We start from the raw sequence: 17,996 nt of genomic DNA, 5'->3' as shown, positions 1-17,996 counted from the left end.
CGCGAATGAGTCATGTGCTGTTTAGGTTTGGGCGCTACTAAGGGCATGATTTTTCGCTAACGATTTCACTGACCGCTCATTTTGCCGAACCGATTGCACAGCTTGAAACTGGCGCCTGCCGCGTCACATTCCGATGAAGCATGGTCGACGGCGCGGCGCGCTGCGCGGGAGCTCGACAAGATTCTGGAAGGTTCGGGTTCCCGACGGGCTGCGATCGTTCGGGCAGCCGCCGAGCTGTGCCTTTCGACCAGGCAGGTCTATAATCTGCTGGCACGCTACCGCGTCGATCGGACCGTAACATCGCTCTTGCCCGGCGGAGACAGGACCCGAAAGAAGCGGCTCCAGCCGGAGATCGAGGAGATCATCGCGACGACACTGCGAGAGCAGTGGCTCGTGTTGGAGGCTCCACCCCTCGCTCCGGTCGTGGCCGAGATCCGCGCCCGCTGCGAGGAGGCCGGCCTGTCTCCCCCGTCCTATCTGACAGTCGCCCGCAGAATACCCGCACTGTTTGGCCCCGAGGAAATCGCGAAGAAGCGATCCGCGAACCTGAAACATCTCCATCGGCTCAGGGCCAGGCCCGGATACATCCATGCGGCGCACCCGCTGGATGTCTGCCAGATCGATCACACGCCGACCGACATCAATTTCGTAGAGGTCGTCGAAGGCGGCGGAACGTTCGTCGGCCGGGCCTACCTGACGATCGTCACCGACGTGGCGACGCGCTGCATACTGGGATTCTGCCTCACGCTCGAAAAGCCGTCGGCGCTGTCGGTCGCCTTGTGCCTGGCGCAGGCACTGTGCCCGAAGGACGAATGGCTAGTTGCGCACGGCATCGAGCATGGATGGCCGATGTTCGGTCGACCGCGATTGCTGGTCACCGACTCCGCCAAGGAGTTCAAAGGGAATGCCTTTCAGCGCGGGTGCGAGGACTACGGCATTCGTATCCGCTACCGGGATCGCGGCCGCGTGCATCAGGGTGGCGTGGTCGAAAGGCTGCTCGGAAAGCTCAACGGCGTTCTTGCAACGCAGCCTGGCTCGACGGGCCGATCCGTGGCGGACCGCGACCAATATCCCGCGGAGCGCCGGGCGGGTCTCAGCTTCGCCGATCTCGAGCAATGCGTCGCGCTCGCGGTGATCGACCACAACCTGCAGCAAAACGCCAGGACCCTGAGGGTGCCGGCATCAGAATGGGATCGGCAGACACATGAACTTGTACGCTTCGACGATGATCCCATGCGGGTCCTACTGGCATTCATGCCCGGAACGGAGCGACGCATACCGGCGCTGGATGATCGTGGCCGCGGGTGGCCATGAGGCGATGATCGCGCGCTTTGCGGATTTCCTAGAGACGCACCAAGGTTCGCCGCGGCGGAAGCGCTTGCCGCCTGCCGCTGACCGATCCGCGCTCTTCACCGCCTATTTTCGGATCATGCAATCCGGCAGCCGCCATAGAGGGCGGCAACCAGCCGAATACTGACGATCGCGCCGAGCGCCACCAGAGAGGCGCATGCAGCGACGCGGCGCATAGTGGACGAGTATTCTGTGCGCTGTCGATGACAATACGATAGTCTTTTGTTCAATATCTGCCCGAAATCGGACAAGCATCATTGTATGGCATTTCGATTTGTTCACACGGCCGACCTTCACTTGGATTCCCCACTGCGCTCGCTGGCGATGCGCAATGGTGATCTCGCTGAGCTGATTGGCGACGCAACGCGCCAAGCCCTTATCGCCATCGTGGACCTCTGCATCGACGAACAGGTCGATGCACTGATTATCGCTGGCGATCTGTACGATGGCGATCAGACGTCGATGAAAACCGCCCGCTTTCTGGCAAGCCAGATGCAACGGCTTCATGAAGCAAGCATCGCAACGTTCATCATTCGCGGCAATCACGATGCCATGTCGAGGATCACTCAGGAGTTGATCCTCCCCCCTTCGGTCACGAGGTTTGGCGGGCGCGCCGACGCTATTAACCTCGCCAGAGGCGACCTCGACCTTTCCATCCATGGCCTGAGCTTTGCCAAGCCGCAAGCACCGGAAAGCCTCCTCGAGAAATATCACCGCCCTACCCCGGACGCGATCAATATCGGCATTATGCATACGAGTCTCGCCGGCGCGCCCGGCCACGATCTCTATGCGCCTTGCAAGGCGTCAGACCTTCATGGCTGGGGCTTCGATTACTGGGCTCTGGGCCATGTCCACGTCCGCGCGCAGCATGCCGGCGACCGCATGGTGATCATGCCGGGCATGCCGCAGGGCCGCGACATCAACGAAACCGGCGAGAAGACCGTCACGCTCGTCACGGTCAATGACGATCGCAGCCTCACCGTAGAAGAACGTGCGACGAGCATTGCGCAGTTCGAACGGATTCCTGTCGACCTTTCATCCGCGACAACCTGGCGAGATGCGGCCGAACTCATCGAACAAGGCCTTGGTGTCGTCCGCGACCGGATGCGCTCGCCCCATCTCGTCGGCCGCCTTCGGCTGACGGGTACGACGTCTCTGTCGTGGCAGCTTAGACGTGACCGTGATCTACTCTTGGCGGAAACCGAACAGCGAGCCGAGGGGCTCGGCAAGACGTGGATCGAGAAAATCGAAATCGCCACCACAGCGCCGGTCAACACTCCCACCGACGGTGCGACCGCTGACCCGGTCCTGGAACTCGGCGAGCTGATGCGCAGCGACATCATTCACCAGCATGGTGTTCGTGAGGCCGTGCGTGATCTGGTTAAGGAACTGCGCGATGATTTGCCCCCGGAGGCGCGCGGCTTCAGCGGCGATGACGAAGCCGCGTTCGAAGCCCTGATCGACCACCTGCTGACGGAAGGCAGCGAGGACATGCTGGCCCGGCTGAAGCCGGCAGCGTCGGAGATCAGCTGATGCGCCTGCGCCGGCTCGATCTCACCCGCTACGGCAAGTTCACTGACTACTCGGTCGACTTCGGAGAACACCTTGCCGGCACGCCGGACCTGCACGTCATCTACGGCTTGAACGAAGCAGGCAAATCGACCGCCCTTTCTGGCTATCTCGATCTTCTCTTCGGCATAGAAGAGCGCACGCGCTACGGCTTCCTACACCAAGGCAAGGCGATGGAGATCGGCGCCTGTCTCGAGTTCGATGGGCAGGCGCATGAATTCAAGCGCGTCAAGCAGCGCAGCAACTCGCTACTAGACGCGCATGGGCAGCCGGTGAACGAGGCGATTCTGAGCGCCCCGCTCGCCGGGCTAACGCGTGACGCCTATCGCATGATGTTCTCGCTCGACGATCAGACGCTGGAAGATGGCGGCAACGCCATTCTGGAAAGCAAGGGCGATCTTGGGGAGTTGCTGTTCTCGGCGAGTGCGGGCATCGCCGGCATCAGTTCCATACTTGAGGCCGCAATCACTGAAGCCGATGACATTTTCCGTAAGCGCGCCAGCTCGACGAAGATCGCCGGCCTGAAACGCCAGATCGCGGAACTCAAATCGCAGCGCGATGACATCGACGTCCAGGCCTCGGCTTACAGGACGCTGATGACAGCGCTCGAGCAGGCTGAAGCGGCCTATGACGCCGCCATGAAGGAGATCGGTACGGCAAAGGCCCGCCACGACGAGATTGCTCGCGTCCTGCGTGCTCACCCCCTGGCGGCCGAATACCGTCGGGGAGAAGAGCAGCTTTCCCAATACGCGGACCTGCCGCATCCGCCTGCCGAGTGGGCGTCAGCACTTACTGATCTGATTGTCGAAGAAACGCGGCTTCAAACCGAGCTGACCGGCATCACGCAGCGCGAGCAGAAGGTCCGGGAGGAGCTGGAAGGGCTCGTGGTCGAAAACAGTCTGCTTGAGATGGCGGATCAGCTCGATCAGCTGTCGGACGCAGCCGCACGCTATGCGACCGCGCAGGAAGATCTGCCGAAGCGAAAGCAGGCGTTGTCTGAATCGAACCGCAAGGTCGATCTTATCCTGGCAGCAATCGGTCAGACAGATGTCGAGGATCCGAAATCACTGCTGATACCGGCGGCGACGATCGGAACGCTGCGAGATCTGATCAGCGCGAAGTCCGGCGTCGACGTCGCACGGCAATCTGCCGAAAAGGAGCATGAGACGGCCCGGCAGGCTGTTGAGAAGGAACAGCGCGACCGCCAGGCTCTCGATGGCCAGGGTGCCGCCCTCGATGCTGGCAAGGTGGCACAGCTTCAGTCAGTTCTGCGCCGCTTGCGCGACGGCAATCTTGTTGCCGAAACTCGCCTTGCCGAGCAGGCTGTCCCCGCCAAACGCCGAGCCCTCGATGATGCCGCGGCTGAACTGCACCCATGGGCCGGTGACGGTGATGCTCTCCGGCGTATATCTCCGCCCGGAACCAAGCGTCTCGAATCCTGGAAGTCCACTCATAGCGAATTGGAGAAGCGTCGCTCGCAGATCGTCGAGCGGGAACGAGAGCTCTTGACGAATCAGGAGGAAGACGCCGCACAGCTGACTGCACTCCGCGACGCGATCGACATCATGGATGATGAGGAGGTGAAGGCTGCCCTTCTGGACCGGGACGACGCTTGGGCGCAGCATCTGTCGGTGCTCGACCGGGAAACGGCCGATCGTTTCGAGGCCCGCATGCGGGCGACCGATGCGGCCGCGGCCGCACGTCTGAACAGCGCCAGGGAACTCGAGCAGTTGCGCTCCCTGACTGCCGCGTTGGCGGTAAACAGGGTAAGCGTAGACCGGCAACGCCAGTTACTGAGGGATATCGATGACGAGTTGCAGACATTGCGACGCGAGATCAGATCCGAAACACCAGCGGAAATCGATCTGGATGACGATGCGTCCGTTGCGTCATGGCTGACAAGAATCGGCCGATGGGCTGAAATCCGCACTTTGGCGCTGACCGCGTGGGATGATCTGCGCCATGCTTTGAGTGACGCTGAAGATGCCAGGACTGTGCTCGCAAAGGAGCAGGGTACGCTCGCCGCGATCCTGATCAGCGCCGGGATCGATGACGATGGTCTGGATGTAGCAGCTCTGATGCAGGCTGCCGACACCATCCTCGCGGACCATAATGCAATGCAGGCCAAACGGCAGGACGCCCAAAAACGCGTCGGTGAATTGGACGCGGCCGAGCTTCGACGGAAAGCGGAGCTCAACGAAGCCATCACTGCATCAGAAGAGTGGCAGAAGAAATGGGAGAGCGCCCTCGCAGGAACCTGGTTCAACGGGGAAGGCAGTGTTAGCGCTGTCCGGGAACTTCTCGACGCAATGGCCGGCCTCCCCGAAGCTTTGCGCGAGAAGGATGATCTGCGTCATCGCATAGACGCCATGGAGACGGATCGAAAGTCCTTCATCGCGTTGGTCACCCAGCTGCATGACGCACTCGGCGATACGTTCGACGGCAGCAATCCCGTTGACGCCGCCAAGAGCCTGCTCAGGCAGAACCAGGAAGCCAAACAGGTCAAGGCGAAACGGCTGGAACGGGATCAGACTCTTGTCGACCTCGCGACCGAACGCGAGCGGCTGGACGTTGAGATCGCGGTCCATGCTGCGCGCAAAAGGGAACTGACCGAATTCTTCCAGGTCGAAGCGCTTGCGGATGTTCGACAAGCTCTCGAACGCTGCCGCAAAAGGGATGAACTGGTCGAGCAGCAAAGCAAGCTCACACGGCAGATCGTCGGTGAGATGCAGATGCCATCGCTGGAGGCTGCCATGGCCAGCCTAGCAGACGTCGACTTGGCGGAGCTGCAGCGGGAGCAGGCAGAGCTCATCACGCGGCTTGAAGATCTCGACGGCCGATCAAAGAACCTGTTCGCCGACAAGGCACGTGCAACAGATCGTCTGACCGCCATCGGCGGCGATGATGCTGCTGCCCGCCTCGAGGCGAAACGGCGCACCTTGCTTCTGGAAATCGAAGATCTGGCGCTGCACTATCTTCGCCTCAGGAGCGGAAGCCTGGTCGCCGAGCACGGCATTCGCGCCTATCGCGACAAGCACCGCAGCGCAATGATGAACCGGGCGTCCGAAGCGTTCCGGCTAATCACACGCGATGAGTACACCGGTCTTGCCACGCGACCCGACAAGGACCGCGAAGCGCTGATCGGCCTATCGCGGCATGGCGGCTCCAAGCTTGCGGTCGAGATGTCCAAGGGCACGCAGTTCCAGCTCTATCTGGCGTTGCGCCTAGCCGGCTACGAAGAGTTCGCGACGGCGCGTCCTTCGGTTCCCTTTATTGCCGACGACATCATGGAAACATTCGACGAGCCCCGCTCGGAGGAGGTGTTCCGGCTATTCGGGCAGATGGCTCAGGTCGGACAGGCGGTCTACCTCACACACCATCGGCACCTGTGCGAGATTGCCGCACAGGTTGTGCCGACGGTGAAAATTCACGAGATCGGATAGTCGATATTTTTTAAGCTTCGGGCGACTTCTTGGGGCAAAGGTATGAAGATCGAGAAGGTCAAGATCACCAATTTCAAATGTTACGAGGGGACTTTTACACTCGCGTTGAACGATGGCCTCAACGTGATCGTTGGCGCCAACGAGTCCGGGAAGACCACGATCCTGGAGGCGATTCACCTAGCGCTGACGGGACTGCTGCACGGCCGCCCGTTGAAGAATGACCTGACGAGCTATCTCTTCAATTTGGTCGCTCAGAACAAGTACGTACACAGCCTCGGCACAGCATCACCGCTCCCGCCGCCAGCGATCACGATCGAGCTATTCTTTTCGGGGTCCTCAAACGAACTGGCGGAGCTAGAGGGCGATGGCAACTCGGAGAGGGCCAAGCGCAGCGGCGTGGTCTACAAGATCGAATTCGACGAGGAGAATTATAAAGGACCGTATGAGGAGCTGGTGAAAGCCGGCGAACTCACCTCCATCCCGGTCGAGTACTACACCACAACCATGCGTTCGTTCGCGCGCAAGGGCGTCACCGCTCGCAATATCCCGATCAAATCCGCGCTGATCGATTCCTCAAGCACCCGACTGCAGAACGGGTCAGACGTCTACGTCTCCCGGATCATCCGCGACGTCCTAGAGGAGAAGGAGCGCGCGTCCATTTCCCAAGCCCACCGAAAGCTGAAGGAGGCTTTCGTGGCAAACCCAAACCTCAAGCTAATCAACGAGCGGATCACCCAGGCTGCCAAGATCAGCCAGAAAGCGGTCAGCATCTCGGTCGATCTGTCGTCCCAGACCGCCTGGGAAAACAGCCTTATGACCTATATCGACCTCATCCCCTTCCAATATATTGGCAAGGGCGAACAGTGCGTGATCAAGACCAAGCTGGCTCTCAGCGCCAAGAAGAACGCCGAGGCGACGGCGGTTCTGCTGGAGGAGCCGGAGAACCACTTGTCGCACACGCGCCTGAACGAACTGATCGCCGACCTTACCGAGAAGCACGGGCAAAAGCAGATCATCATTTCCACGCACAGCAGCTTCGTAGCCAATAAGCTTGGCCTCGATCACCTGATCGTGCTGCGTAGCGGTGAGGTAGCGCGTATCTCGGAACTGGAAGCCAGCGACTTCTTCAAGAAACTCGCGGGTTACGACACCCTGCGCTTGGCGCTCGCCGCCAAGGCAATACTTGTTGAGGGCGATTCCGACGAGCTGGTCGTGCAGCGCGCCTATATGGATGCCAATGAGGGCCGCCTACCCATCCAGGACGGCATCGACGTCATCTCTGTCGGCACGGCCTTCCTGCGCTTCCTCGAACTGGCTGACGCCCTCAAGATCCCGGTTGCCGTAGTTACTGACAATGACGGCGACACCACCGTCGTCGAGAAGAAATATGCTGCCTTCAAGGACTCAAGCACCGTAAGGATCTGCTTTGATCCCGTCGTGGACACTGGACCCCTGATGGTCAAGGACAAGCCCTACAACTACAATACGCTGGAGCCGAAGCTCCTTAAGGCAAACGATCGCGCGACCCTGAATGCCATCCTCGGGACATCGGCAACGACGGATGATGAGCTTCGCATCCACATGCGGGCCAACAAGACCGAGAGCGCCCTGGCCATCTTCAATTCGAAGACTGCGGTCACCTATCCTGACTATATCCAAAAGGCCATCGCGCCGTGATCGGCGAGAACAAGATCGTCATCGCCGCAGCCGGCTCGGGCAAGACCACTTACCTCGTCGAGGAGGCGGTGAAGATCAAGGGCGAGCGGGTCCTGATCACGACCTACACGGAGTCGAACGAAGCCGAGATCCGCCAGAAATTCTTCGAATTGGTCGGCCATGTGCCGGCGAACGTGGTGATCATGACATGGTTCAGCTTCCTGATCACCCATGGCGTCAAGCCGTTTCAGGGTAGCCTATTCGAGTTCCCGGTCTCCGGAATGGTGCTGGTCTCGGCCCAGTCGGGCCTGAAGTTTAAGACCCGCCAGGGTCAGCCGGTCTTCTGGGCCGAGAATGAAATCGACAAGCACTATTTCGACCCAGTCCGTCGGGTCTATTCCGACAAGCTTCCCAAGCTCGCCATCCGCTGCAACGAAAAGAGCGGCGGTGCCGTAATGGACCGGATCAGCCGCATCTTCCCGCACGTCTTAGTAGACGAGGTACAGGATCTGGCCGGCTATGATCTCGACATCCTGGCGGCGCTCGCCCGCAGTTCCGTTCGCCTGCTCATGGTCGGCGACCCGCGGCAGGTGACCTACCTGACGCACCATGAACGGCGCTACCAGAAGTACGCCGATGGTGGCATCGTCGACTTCCTGCGCAATGAGCTTCCTAAGAAGGTGCCGGTCGACATCGACGAGACGACCTTGAACCGGTCGCACCGCAACAGCGCAGTCATCTGCACGGTGTCGTCGCGACTGTTTCCGGTCCTGCCCGCCAGCCAGGCCTGTGACTGCGTCCGGTGTAGGACCGGATCGGCGGCGTGGAATGGCGCCTTCATCCTCCGGACGGCCGACTACGCCCACTACCTGGCGACGGTCCGGCCGATGCAACTGCGTGACAAGATCACCAGCCTCGGCGTAGATCAGCGGTGGCCCGCCATGAACTTTGGGGAGTCGAAGGGCCGAGGCTTCGACCATGTGGTGATCCTGCCCACCGAGCCGATGCGACTCTGGCTTTCCGATCACGCGACGAACCTAAAGCCCCAGAGTCGGGCGAAGTTCTATGTCGCTCTGACGCGCGGTCGCCACAGTGTGGCCATCGCGATGGATTGGGGGACCTCACCCCTCCCCACGGGGTTCTCGCTCTACGAGAGGGCCTCGTGACGTCGGCCTGTGGTCAGGTACGCGTTGCCAATCAGCGGTAGCGTTTCAGCCATCAGGATTTGGTGAGCTTCGGGCCTATGTAGAGAACTTTGAGCCGGGTCGCCGTACTCGGCACCGGCCAATCAAAATGCAGGCGAAAGAAGCGGTGGCTAATCTTACCGTGGAAATGCGCGAAGATGTCAGCGCCGCCCTCGGGATCAGGGAAAGTCATCTCGCTTTGAAAGTCGCGCCGATTGGTTGATGACTCCGGTGAGAACAACGCACGTTCGCCGTGAAAATGGGCTCGCAGGATTTCCCGAGCCTCCCCGCCCTCGTTGCCGCTCTCATCGCGTCCGCGCATGTAGGCATCAAGATATCCAAGCAGCGCATAGAAGCGATCGCGGATGATCGCATCGAACGGCTCACGCGCAAGGCGTGCGTCTTCGTATAGCGCATTCGGAAGCAGAAGGTTCGGAAAGCGCTGCCGCGCTGCTTCGACAATCTGCGCGGCCAGGAGATGTTCGTGCCGCTGGCGCACCCGGCGGGGCACGCACAGGCCGACTTCGGGGAGGCTGTCGTTGTCATCGGCGGCGTTGAGCAGAAGGCGCACTTCTTCGTGCTCGATCTGCCGCACAGCGATGCCTGCTATGTGCGCGCCTATCCTGCGGCGGTGGCCGAAGCGTGGGTGGACGGCCATATCCATGCGTTCGCCTTCTTCGGCGCCGTGCCGCAGTCGATTGTCTACGACAACGACCGCTGCCTGGTGGCGAAGATCCTGCCCGACGGCACGCGCAAGCGGGCAACGCTGTTCAGCGGCTTCCTGTCCCACTATCTGATCCGGGATCGTTACGGCCGCCCCGGCAAGGGCAATGACAAGGGCAGCGTCGAAGGTCTGGTCGGCTATGTGCGCCGCAACTTCATGGTGCCGATTCCGCACTTTGCATCGTGGGACGAGTTCAATCTGTGGCTCGAGGAGCAGTGCCGCAAGCGCCAGGGTGACCGGCTGCGCGGCGAGAGCGAGACGATCGGCGAACGCTTGCTGCGCGATCTGGTGGCGATGCGCCCACTGCCGGCATCACCCTTCGATGCTTGCGACCATGCCAGCGGTCGGGTCACTTCGCAGGCGCTGGTGCGCTACAGGACCAACGACTACTCCGTCCCGGTCGCCTACGGCCACCAGGACGTCTGGATCCGTGGCTATGTCGGCGAGGTGGTGATTGGCTGCGGCGGGGGGATCATTGCCCGTCATCCGCGCAGCTATGAGCGCGAGGAGGTTGTCTTCGATCCACTGCATTACCTGCCGCTGATCGAGCAGAAGATCAACGCGCTCGACCAGGCGGCACCGCTACAGGGCTGGGAATTGCCGGAGGCGTTCACGACACTGCGCCGCCTCATGGAAGCACGGATGGGCAAGCAGGGCCGGCGCGCCTATGTGCAGGTGCTGCGCCTGATGGAAAGCTTCGATCTGGCCGATCTGCACGCAGCCGTGAAGCAGGCGCTGCATCTGGGCGCCATCAGCTTCGACGCCGTGAAGCACCTCGTCCTGTGCCGGGCCGAACGCAGGCCACCAAAGCTGGACCTCGACATCTATCCCTATCTGCCCAGAGCCACTGTCGAGAAGACGTCGGCCAAGGCCTATATGCGCCTGCTGGACCGTAAGGAGGAACCGGCATGAGCAGCGATGCTCCAGAACTCCTGCTCGCCCACCACCTCAAGACCTTGAAGCTGCCGACCTTCCTGCGTGAGCACCACAAACTTGCCCGGCAATGTGCGGTCGAGGGCGTGGATCATGTCCGCTACCTTGCCCGGCTGGTCGAGCTGGAACTGATCGATCGGGAACGGCGGATGGTCGAACGCCGCATCAAGGCGGCAAAGTTCCCCGCCGCAAAAAGCCTCGACAGCTTCGACTTCGCCGCCATCCCGAAGCTCAACAAGATGCTGGTGCTGGAACTGGCGCGGTGCGAATGGATCGAGCGCCGCGAGAACGTCATCGCGCTCGGCCCCAGCGGCACGGGCAAGACCCACGTCGCGATCGGCCTCGGCCTGGCGGCCTGCCAGAAGGGATTGTCCGTCGGCTTCACCACAGCGGCCGCGCTCGTCAGCGAGATGATGGAGGCGCGCGACGAACGCCGTCTTCTGCGCTTCCAGAAGCAGATGGCGGGCTACAAGCTGCTCATCATCGACGAGCTGGGCTTCGTGCCGCTCTCCAAAACCGGCGCCGAGCTGTTGTTCGAGCTGATCTCGCAGCGTTACGAGCGTGGCTCCACCCTGATCACCAGCAATCTGCCCTTCGACGAATGGACCCAAACCTTCGGTTCCGAGCGCCTCACAGGCGCACTCCTCGACCGGCTGACCCACCACGTCAGCATCCTCGAGATGAACGGCGACAGCTATCGCCTCGCGCAAAGCCGGGCACGAAAAACCCCCAACCCTCACCAATAAGATCGCCGCTGCTGCGAGCGGAAAACTCTGGTCGGGCTACGCCCTCCCGACGTTCCCCGCTCGCAGCAGCGCCAGTGGCCTGGTTTTGCGCCGCCCAATGGCCGGTTTTTGCTCCGCCGTTGACACATCGCTACGATTCTCACAATTAATGCCCAGTCTGAACCAAACCGGCGCATTCTTACAATTAAGTGCCAAGCCACATTCGCGGCTCGGTCAGTCAGGTGATCGGCCTCGTCCTCACCTTCTACATTCTCTTCTACTTCCTGCGCGACCGTGAAAGGGCGTTGCGCGTGATGGCGAAGCTTTCGCCATTGCAGCCGAGCGAAACGGGGCTCGTGGTACGACGCTTAGCGGACACCGTTCACGCCACGATCATCGGGACGATGGCAGTAGCGACTGTTCAGGGGACGCTCGGAGGCCTGATTTTCTGGTGGCTTGGCTTGCCGACACCGGTCTTTTGGGGACTCATCATGGGCCTGTTGGCGATCGTGCCGGTACTCGGCGCCTTTGTCATCTGGGTGCCGGCCGCTCTCTTTCTCGCGTTCCAAGGCGAATGGACCCGGGCGCTCATCCTGGTCATTTGGGGCGGCGTGATCATAGCGACCATCGACAATCTGCTCTACCCGGTTCTGGTGGGGAGGCGACTGAAGCTGCATACCTTAGTGATGTTCATCGGCGCGGTCGGCGGGATCATCCTGTTCGGGGCTTCCGGACTGGTTCTTGGTCCCGCTACGATTGCTGTTACGCTGGCGCTGATAGAGATCCTGCAGGGTAGATTTCGAGCGGAACGACAGATGCCAACGGATGGACATGGCAAGACAGACGAAGGAAAGCCCGAGAGAAGCCGAGCGCTTGAAGCGCGAAGCCGACGAGGAACTGACTCTTGAGCTGGAGCAAACCTTTCTCGCGAGCGACCCGCTGAAGGTAACGCGCGGATCATATGAGAAGCAGCACACGCAGCCCGAGGATCGGCGGAAGCCGGATTGAGTGCTTTGGTTTCTGGAATGGTTTAATGCCGCCTCTCCACCAAGAGTGGCGCAGGGTACAGAACTGCAGTCGAAAAAAACCAATCTTAGTCTCGCCGCTTCGCCCGCCATACGGCGATACGTAAGCCCAACTGAGCTTCGCCAGCCCCGGTACTCCATCCGGATCGGCGCCATGGGAGAAGGGCAGAAGGGCAAGGCTGGAACGACCAGCCGAAAGCGGTGTAGGACAGACGCGTGATACCCCTTATGAGCGAAGCCTGGGCGGTCGGGTACGTGATGGTTGAATGGTCAATCCGATTGGCGATGGTTGCGATCGTGCCAATGCGGCGCTCTCCCGAGGCGGCGCGAAGTTGGCTTATCCTCGTGTTTTTGTTGCCGATCCCGGCGCTCCTCATCTATCTCCTCATAGGAAGACCAACTTACCCTCGCTGGCGTCGCGAGCGGTTTCTCAGACTGCCGGCCGTTCTTGCAGCTGCGTCCAGGGAGATTTCCCATTCCCGTTACTGTCGCCGCCCCGACCTGCCGGACAATCTTTCGGGCCCCGCTCTGTTGGTGGAAAAGCTCGGGCAGTTCCCGACCGTCGCCGGCAACGACTTCGAGCTTCTCTCCGGATATGATGAGGTCATCGACCGCATGATTGCGGATATCGATGCGGCTCAAGCGACGGTTCACCTCCTTTTTTATATTTTTGCCGACGACGAGACTGGTTTGCGTGTCATCGGCGCACTTCAGCGCGCCTCAAAACGCCGAGTGAAGTGCCGGGTTCTCATTGACGCCATCGGGTCGCGGCGGTGGGCTCGCCGCGTCTCTAGATTGCTCATTCCCGCCGGTGTGGAGGTTCGGCTCGCGCTGCGCGTCGGGCTCTTCCGTCGAAGGTCGGCCCGCGCCGACCTTCGTAACCATCGTAAGATCGCTGTGATCGATAGTCGCGTCGGTTACCTAGGTTCCCAAAACATCATCAATGCCGATTTTCGCGAGGGCGTCGTTAACGAAGAGCTCGTCGCCCGCGTCGTCGGCCCGGTCGCGACCGAAATCCAAACTGTATTTATCGCCGACTGGTTTATGGAGACAGACGAGGAGATAGCCAACCCTGTCTTGTTTCCCCACAACCCGCCCGGAGGTGGCGTTGTGGCGCAGGTGCTTCCCAGCGGCCCGGATTATCCGGATGCTGGCATTGGACATCTTATCGTTTCGCTCGTGCACGGCGCACGCGAGCGTGTGATCATCACGACCCCCTATTTCGTGCCGGATGAGCCTCTTCTGCAGGCACTCAAAACAGCAACGTTGCGAGGAGTTGAGGTCCGATTGGTCGTTTCAAACGTGACGGACCAGATGCTGGTAAACCTTGCACAAAGATCATTTTATTCTGAACTCCTCTCCGCAGGTATTAAGGTGCATCTATATCAGGAAGCCTTCCTCCACGCCAAACACATCACGTTCGACGATGAAATCGCGATACTTGGCTCCAGCAATATCGATATTCGTTCGTTTGTTCTCAACGCGGAGGTAAGCCTCGTCGCTTTTGACGAGAGGGTTGTGGAGCGGCTCAGGCACCAGCAAAGTCGATATTTCGCCTCGAGCAACGCGCTGAGTCTGAGAGAGTGGGAAAAGCGCCCGATCGCAAGCAAGGTGGCTGAGAACCTGGCCCGCTTGGCCAGCCCTCTACTTTGAGAGCATCGAACAAGACAAGGCCACCTTCGTTCAGGCGGCCAAGGAGGAGTCGCCACTCTGTCGCACGGCGTTATTACGATGCAATCGGTTCGAAAATGTCCGGCGCCTCCTCGCCTTCGACGTCGAGCCAGCCTGCGAGACCGCGCTCAACCCTCGACAGCGAGTGGTCTACGAGAACGTATCTTCCGGGTACCTCGAGCTTGAGCTCCACAATGGCGGAGCCACCGGCAGGAACAACGACCGTCTGGACATCCGTCTGCGGCGGCTTCGTCACGCTTCCATTGAGATAGACCCTGTCGAAAATCTCGCCGATCACGTGGAATGATGATACGTGATTGGGACCGCCGTTGCCGAAGAAGATCCGGACTGTTTCGCCGACATTCGCTTTCATCGGGTAGTGGTCCGTCAACGCACTCACATGACCGTTGAGCACGAAATATTCCGGCCGCTCGTTGAGCAGTTTGTCGTAATCCTCGTTGAGCAGCCCCTCTGACCCGAAAGGCTCAGTGGTGTAGATCTCTCCCTGCATGACATAGAATTCCCGATCAACCGGCGGGAGGCCACCTTCGGGTTCGACCAGAATCATCCCATACATGCCGTTTGCGACGTGCATGGCCACGGGCGGAACGGCGCAGTGATAGACGTAAAGTCCCGGGTTCAGAGCCTTGAAGCGGAAGGCCTTTGCTTCTCCGGGCGCGCAACTGGTCAGTTCCGCTCCCCCACCAGGTCCCGTGGCTGCGTGGAAATCGACATTGTGCATCAGCCAGCTGTCTTCCCGGTTCTTGAGAAAGACTTCAACCGTATCTCCAACCCGCACCCGCACGAGCGGGCCGGGCACCGTGCCGTTGAAAGTCCAGAAGCGGAAGCTGGCGCGTTCGTCGAGCCGCGCTTCCTTTTCAACGGTTTCCAAATCGACGCGGACGATCTCGGCTTCTTGGCGTGCTATCGAAGGCGGGACCACAGAGGGATCATGGGCCACATCGTCGGCAACAACACTGGGCAACGAATATAGCCGCTGGCTGAGGCTACCAACGCGGTTCGCGTGGCGAGCTCCATGCTCGGCTACACGGACCGTGCCACCAGCGTTCTGCGCCGAAGCTTCCTGCGAAACAGCGAGAGAACCAAGTGTCAGGCCTACCGATCCGGCAAGAAGCGACCGCCGGGAAATTGCCGGGACACCCTCTATTCCCTCCTCCGACCTGACTTCCCGCGTCGCCGGAGGAGCCACCGCGTCACCGTCGGGCAGTTCCCAAGAGGCATCTCGTTCGGATCTGTTCATTGTCGTCCTCGGTCCTTGTTGCGCCTTCCACTGACCACCCGGTGAGACTGGGTGAAACCACGTCTGGTCTCTCGAAGGTGGAAAGTCGCTTGTATCTAATTGGCGGGCGCGGTGGCGCCATTTCCAACCTGGGCGATTAGTTCAGCCATGCGCGACTTGGCTTTGCCGGGCAGTTTGGCCGTCTCCGCGGAATCAAGGTTTTCGGTGCTATCACCGACCTGGATGATGCCGACCATGCCGAGGGCGAAATGCGGCAAGCACTTGTAGCCGTAGATGCCCTCTACATCGAAGGTCACTGTGATCTCCTCATTGATCTTCCCCTTCCACGTTTCGGCGCCTTCTGGAATCATTCCGAGGATCGGCTCCGAGTTGTGGCCTTTGTCGGTCGCCACAAACTTCACGGAATCGCCTGGTGCAATCTTCAGGTATGCCGGGACGAATTGCATGGGACGCCCTTCAGGGTCCTTATTGACCATCTGCACCTCATGTGTCTGGGCGCCTCCCGAGGATTGACCCGAGTCACTCTCCTGGGCGCTCGCCCGACGGCCGCCGCCGATCGCCGCCGCTACCGTCAGACCCGCGCTCCCAGCGAGCAGACTGCGACGTGATATCAACCGAGAGGACACTCCAGAGCCGCCAAAACTTTTCTTTCCAGACATTTTCAACCCTTTGTTCGAACGCGCCCCTTCCGCAATGACGAGCGTCTTGCATAGGGATCCGAGCCAAACAGCGTTGCGGCTGCGACGCTGCACACGCCCAAGAACATAGGGCTTAACTTCCGCTGTCAAGGCTGACAAGATGATGTGCTGTCGCATCTGCAGATTGGCAGGCAACATGGCGAGTGTGTGGTGCCGAGCGGCAGATATATGCGCATTGTGCAATTTCCGAAGGCAGACGCACGACGATACGAGATCGACCAGCGGGCAACCCGAGCCTAGCACAACGAATTGAGGTCCCGCGTGCCGCTTACGACCAACAGCTTGCTAACCCGGTTAGTGGAGCGTAGCCTTTGATAGGGACATGGTGGTAGGGTCCAGTTCATCGATATCCGACACACATGACGTACTCCCGCAGGAGCACTTCCTCTTGCTCCACTTCCTGCATCAGTGCCTGCAGCGCATCGCGAGCGTTGAGGATGCCGATCGGACGGGAAGCATCATCTGTTATGGGAACATTCTTCAACTGCCGTTCCTTCATCACGGCCCAAATATCGTGCAGCCAGTCGTTTTGCCGGCAGGAGGTCACATCCCGGGTCATGACGGACGAAATTCCTGTGGTGCAACTGGCTCCGAGGCATTGGCTGATCTGAGCAACGACATCTGATTTCGTCACCACACCCGTCAGCAGCCCATCGGCGCCGCATACGACTACCAGATCGGATCTGCCATCGCGAAGAAGTCTCGCAGCCTCGATGAGCGGGGCGTCCTGCCTCACCGTTAAAAGCCTCTCCCGGGCCACAGGTGTGATTTTCTCAACGAGCATGGATCCGTCCTCTCTCAGGCATTCGCCACCAGATGGCACTCGGTTCGCTGATGCGCAGACACGTCCTGCCAAATCGTACGAGTAGGTTCAGCCGGCGAATGGGATGCGCAACGTGGCGACGATGCCAGCTACCGCCAACGCGAAGCAGCCCAGCCGCGTTGCGATGATCGCCGCGAACTTCGCGCCGGAATGCACATAGTCTTCGATGATGACCTGGAGGCCAAGAGCCGTATGATGGAAGAGCGCGATCAACAGGAGTATCATGCAGATCGTTGCGAAGGGCGTCTTTAGCCAAGCGACAAAAGCGGCATGGTCGCTGCCTGTGAGCGCGATCACAGAGGCCGCAAACCAGATCGTCAGAGGTATCAGCGCGATCGCCGATAGTCGCTCAGCCCACCACTCCCCCGCGCCCTTTCTGGACGATCCAAGCGCGAGCGCGTGGTTTAGCGGCGTGGGCGTCGGAACTTTGCGCATCTACCCTACTCCCATCCAAATGCTGACACCCCAGGTCAGCGCAGTGAGCAGGATGCTGGCGACGACTACCGCCCATCCCGAGGCATAGATGGAGCGGAGTTCGAATCCGTGGCCGGTGTCCCAGATGAGGTGCCGGATGCCTCCGCAGAGATGCATGAAGAACGAGAATGTAAATCCAAGCATCAGGATCTGCCCGAACAATGACCCGATCGATCGCTGCACCGTTGAAAACGGTTGGGGTCCTGAGGCCGCGGCAATCAGCCATACGACCATGAGTACCGCGAACGCGCTCAGGATGACGCCTGTAATCCTGTTAGCGATGGACAGGACCGAGGTCAGCTGCGGTCGGTATATCTGGATGTTGGGCGAAAGCGGACGCCCTCGTGCTCCTGGCGACGACATTCCTAGAGCGTGTTGCGTTTGACGTGATTCAGGATTCCCATTTTGGTTTGGGGATGATTCATTGTGGTTCGAAGGAGAACCGCTATGGGCAAGCCGC

Annotated in this window: 12 protein-coding genes and 2 pseudogenes; 9 read left to right on the top strand and 5 right to left on the bottom strand. The window is 60.3% G+C overall.

Annotation, left to right across the window (positions count from 1 at the left end):
• Positions 1–81: 81 nt before the first annotated feature.
• The 9 genes and pseudogenes from GGR00_RS27210 to cls form a co-directional block, all read left to right on the top strand.
• Positions 82–1,278 (top strand): annotated as a pseudogene (locus GGR00_RS27210) (integrase catalytic domain-containing protein); the annotation flags it as partial.
• A gap of 333 nt (positions 1,279–1,611) precedes the next feature.
• Positions 1,612–2,883, top strand: coding sequence for a metallophosphoesterase family protein (locus tag GGR00_RS27205; RefSeq protein WP_184702563.1), 1,272 nt, complete (start codon positions 1,612–1,614; stop codon positions 2,881–2,883).
• Positions 2,883–6,362 carry an ATP-binding protein gene (locus tag GGR00_RS27200; protein WP_184702561.1) on the top strand — a complete coding sequence of 1,160 codons (3,480 nt, stop codon included), beginning with the start codon at positions 2,883–2,885 and terminating at the stop codon, positions 6,360–6,362. Before GGR00_RS27205 ends, GGR00_RS27200 begins: the two co-directional genes overlap by 1 nt.
• Before the next feature lie 42 nt (positions 6,363–6,404).
• On the top strand, positions 6,405–8,039 hold the full coding sequence (locus tag GGR00_RS27195; RefSeq protein ID WP_184702559.1) for an ATP-dependent nuclease: 1,635 nt from the start codon (positions 6,405–6,407) through the stop codon (positions 8,037–8,039).
• Entirely contained in the window at positions 8,036–9,184 is a 1,149-nt protein-coding gene (locus GGR00_RS27190) for a UvrD-helicase domain-containing protein (RefSeq protein WP_184702557.1), read from the top strand. Before GGR00_RS27195 ends, GGR00_RS27190 begins: the two co-directional genes overlap by 4 nt.
• 484 nt (positions 9,185–9,668) lie before the next feature.
• Positions 9,669–10,838 (top strand): annotated as a pseudogene (istA, locus tag GGR00_RS27185) (IS21 family transposase); the annotation flags it as partial.
• Complete coding sequence (gene istB, locus GGR00_RS27180) at positions 10,835–11,605, top strand: IS21-like element helper ATPase IstB (RefSeq protein WP_173194433.1); 771 nt, start codon at positions 10,835–10,837, stop codon at positions 11,603–11,605. The pseudogene istA and the gene istB, both read left to right, overlap by 4 nt.
• A 221-nt stretch (positions 11,606–11,826) precedes the next feature.
• Entirely contained in the window at positions 11,827–12,492 is a 666-nt protein-coding gene (locus GGR00_RS27175) for an AI-2E family transporter (protein ID WP_343065660.1), read from the top strand.
• A gap of 345 nt (positions 12,493–12,837) precedes the next feature.
• Complete coding sequence (cls, locus tag GGR00_RS27170) at positions 12,838–14,262, top strand: cardiolipin synthase (protein ID WP_184702553.1); 1,425 nt, start codon at positions 12,838–12,840, stop codon at positions 14,260–14,262.
• 73 nt (positions 14,263–14,335) lie between these two features.
• Here cls and nirK read toward each other — a convergent pair whose 3' ends face one another.
• The 5 genes from nirK to sdhC all read right to left on the bottom strand — a co-directional run.
• The gene (gene nirK / locus GGR00_RS27165; RefSeq protein WP_077547585.1) at positions 14,336–15,541 is read right to left on the bottom strand and encodes a copper-containing nitrite reductase; all 1,206 of its coding nucleotides are present in this window, start codon (positions 15,539–15,541) and stop codon (positions 14,336–14,338) included.
• A 95-nt stretch (positions 15,542–15,636) separates the two neighbouring features.
• Complete coding sequence (locus GGR00_RS27160) at positions 15,637–16,377, bottom strand: pseudoazurin (RefSeq protein ID WP_318290404.1); 741 nt, start codon at positions 16,375–16,377, stop codon at positions 15,637–15,639.
• 202 nt (positions 16,378–16,579) lie between these two features.
• Positions 16,580–17,023 carry a CBS domain-containing protein gene (locus GGR00_RS27155; RefSeq protein WP_077547586.1) on the bottom strand — a complete coding sequence of 148 codons (444 nt, stop codon included), beginning with the start codon at positions 17,021–17,023 and terminating at the stop codon, positions 16,580–16,582.
• Between the two features lie 87 nt (positions 17,024–17,110).
• Positions 17,111–17,497 carry a succinate dehydrogenase, hydrophobic membrane anchor protein gene (sdhD, locus tag GGR00_RS27150; RefSeq protein ID WP_077547587.1) on the bottom strand — a complete coding sequence of 129 codons (387 nt, stop codon included), beginning with the start codon at positions 17,495–17,497 and terminating at the stop codon, positions 17,111–17,113.
• A partial coding sequence (gene sdhC, locus GGR00_RS27145; RefSeq protein ID WP_246441704.1) for a succinate dehydrogenase, cytochrome b556 subunit occupies positions 17,498–17,996 on the bottom strand: 499 nt, incomplete at its 5' end. It abuts the gene before it with no gap.

The sequence above is a fragment of the Aminobacter aganoensis genome (genome assembly GCF_014206975.1).
GTDB lineage: Bacteria > Pseudomonadota > Alphaproteobacteria > Rhizobiales > Rhizobiaceae > Aminobacter > Aminobacter aganoensis.
Note: the sequence above shows the minus strand (reverse complement) of the source record. Positions and strands in the feature narration are given on the sequence as shown.

Excerpts from the sequence above, each read along its gene's own strand:
- nirK (WP_077547585.1), bottom strand. The coding sequence starts at position 15,541 with ATGAACAGATCCGAACGAGATGCCTCTTGGGAACTGCCCGACGGTGAC.
- GGR00_RS27195 (WP_184702559.1), top strand. The coding sequence starts at position 6,405 with ATGAAGATCGAGAAGGTCAAGATCACCAATTTCAAATGTTACGAGGGG.
- GGR00_RS27155 (WP_077547586.1), bottom strand. The coding sequence starts at position 17,023 with ATGCTCGTTGAGAAAATCACACCTGTGGCCCGGGAGAGGCTTTTAACG.
- GGR00_RS27205 (WP_184702563.1), top strand. The coding sequence starts at position 1,612 with ATGGCATTTCGATTTGTTCACACGGCCGACCTTCACTTGGATTCCCCA.
- istB (WP_173194433.1), top strand. The coding sequence starts at position 10,835 with ATGAGCAGCGATGCTCCAGAACTCCTGCTCGCCCACCACCTCAAGACC.
- sdhD (WP_077547587.1), bottom strand. The coding sequence starts at position 17,497 with ATGCGCAAAGTTCCGACGCCCACGCCGCTAAACCACGCGCTCGCGCTT.
- GGR00_RS27160 (WP_318290404.1), bottom strand. The coding sequence starts at position 16,377 with ATGTTGCCTGCCAATCTGCAGATGCGACAGCACATCATCTTGTCAGCC.
- GGR00_RS27200 (WP_184702561.1), top strand. The coding sequence starts at position 2,883 with ATGCGCCTGCGCCGGCTCGATCTCACCCGCTACGGCAAGTTCACTGAC.
- cls (WP_184702553.1), top strand. The coding sequence starts at position 12,838 with ATGAGCGAAGCCTGGGCGGTCGGGTACGTGATGGTTGAATGGTCAATC.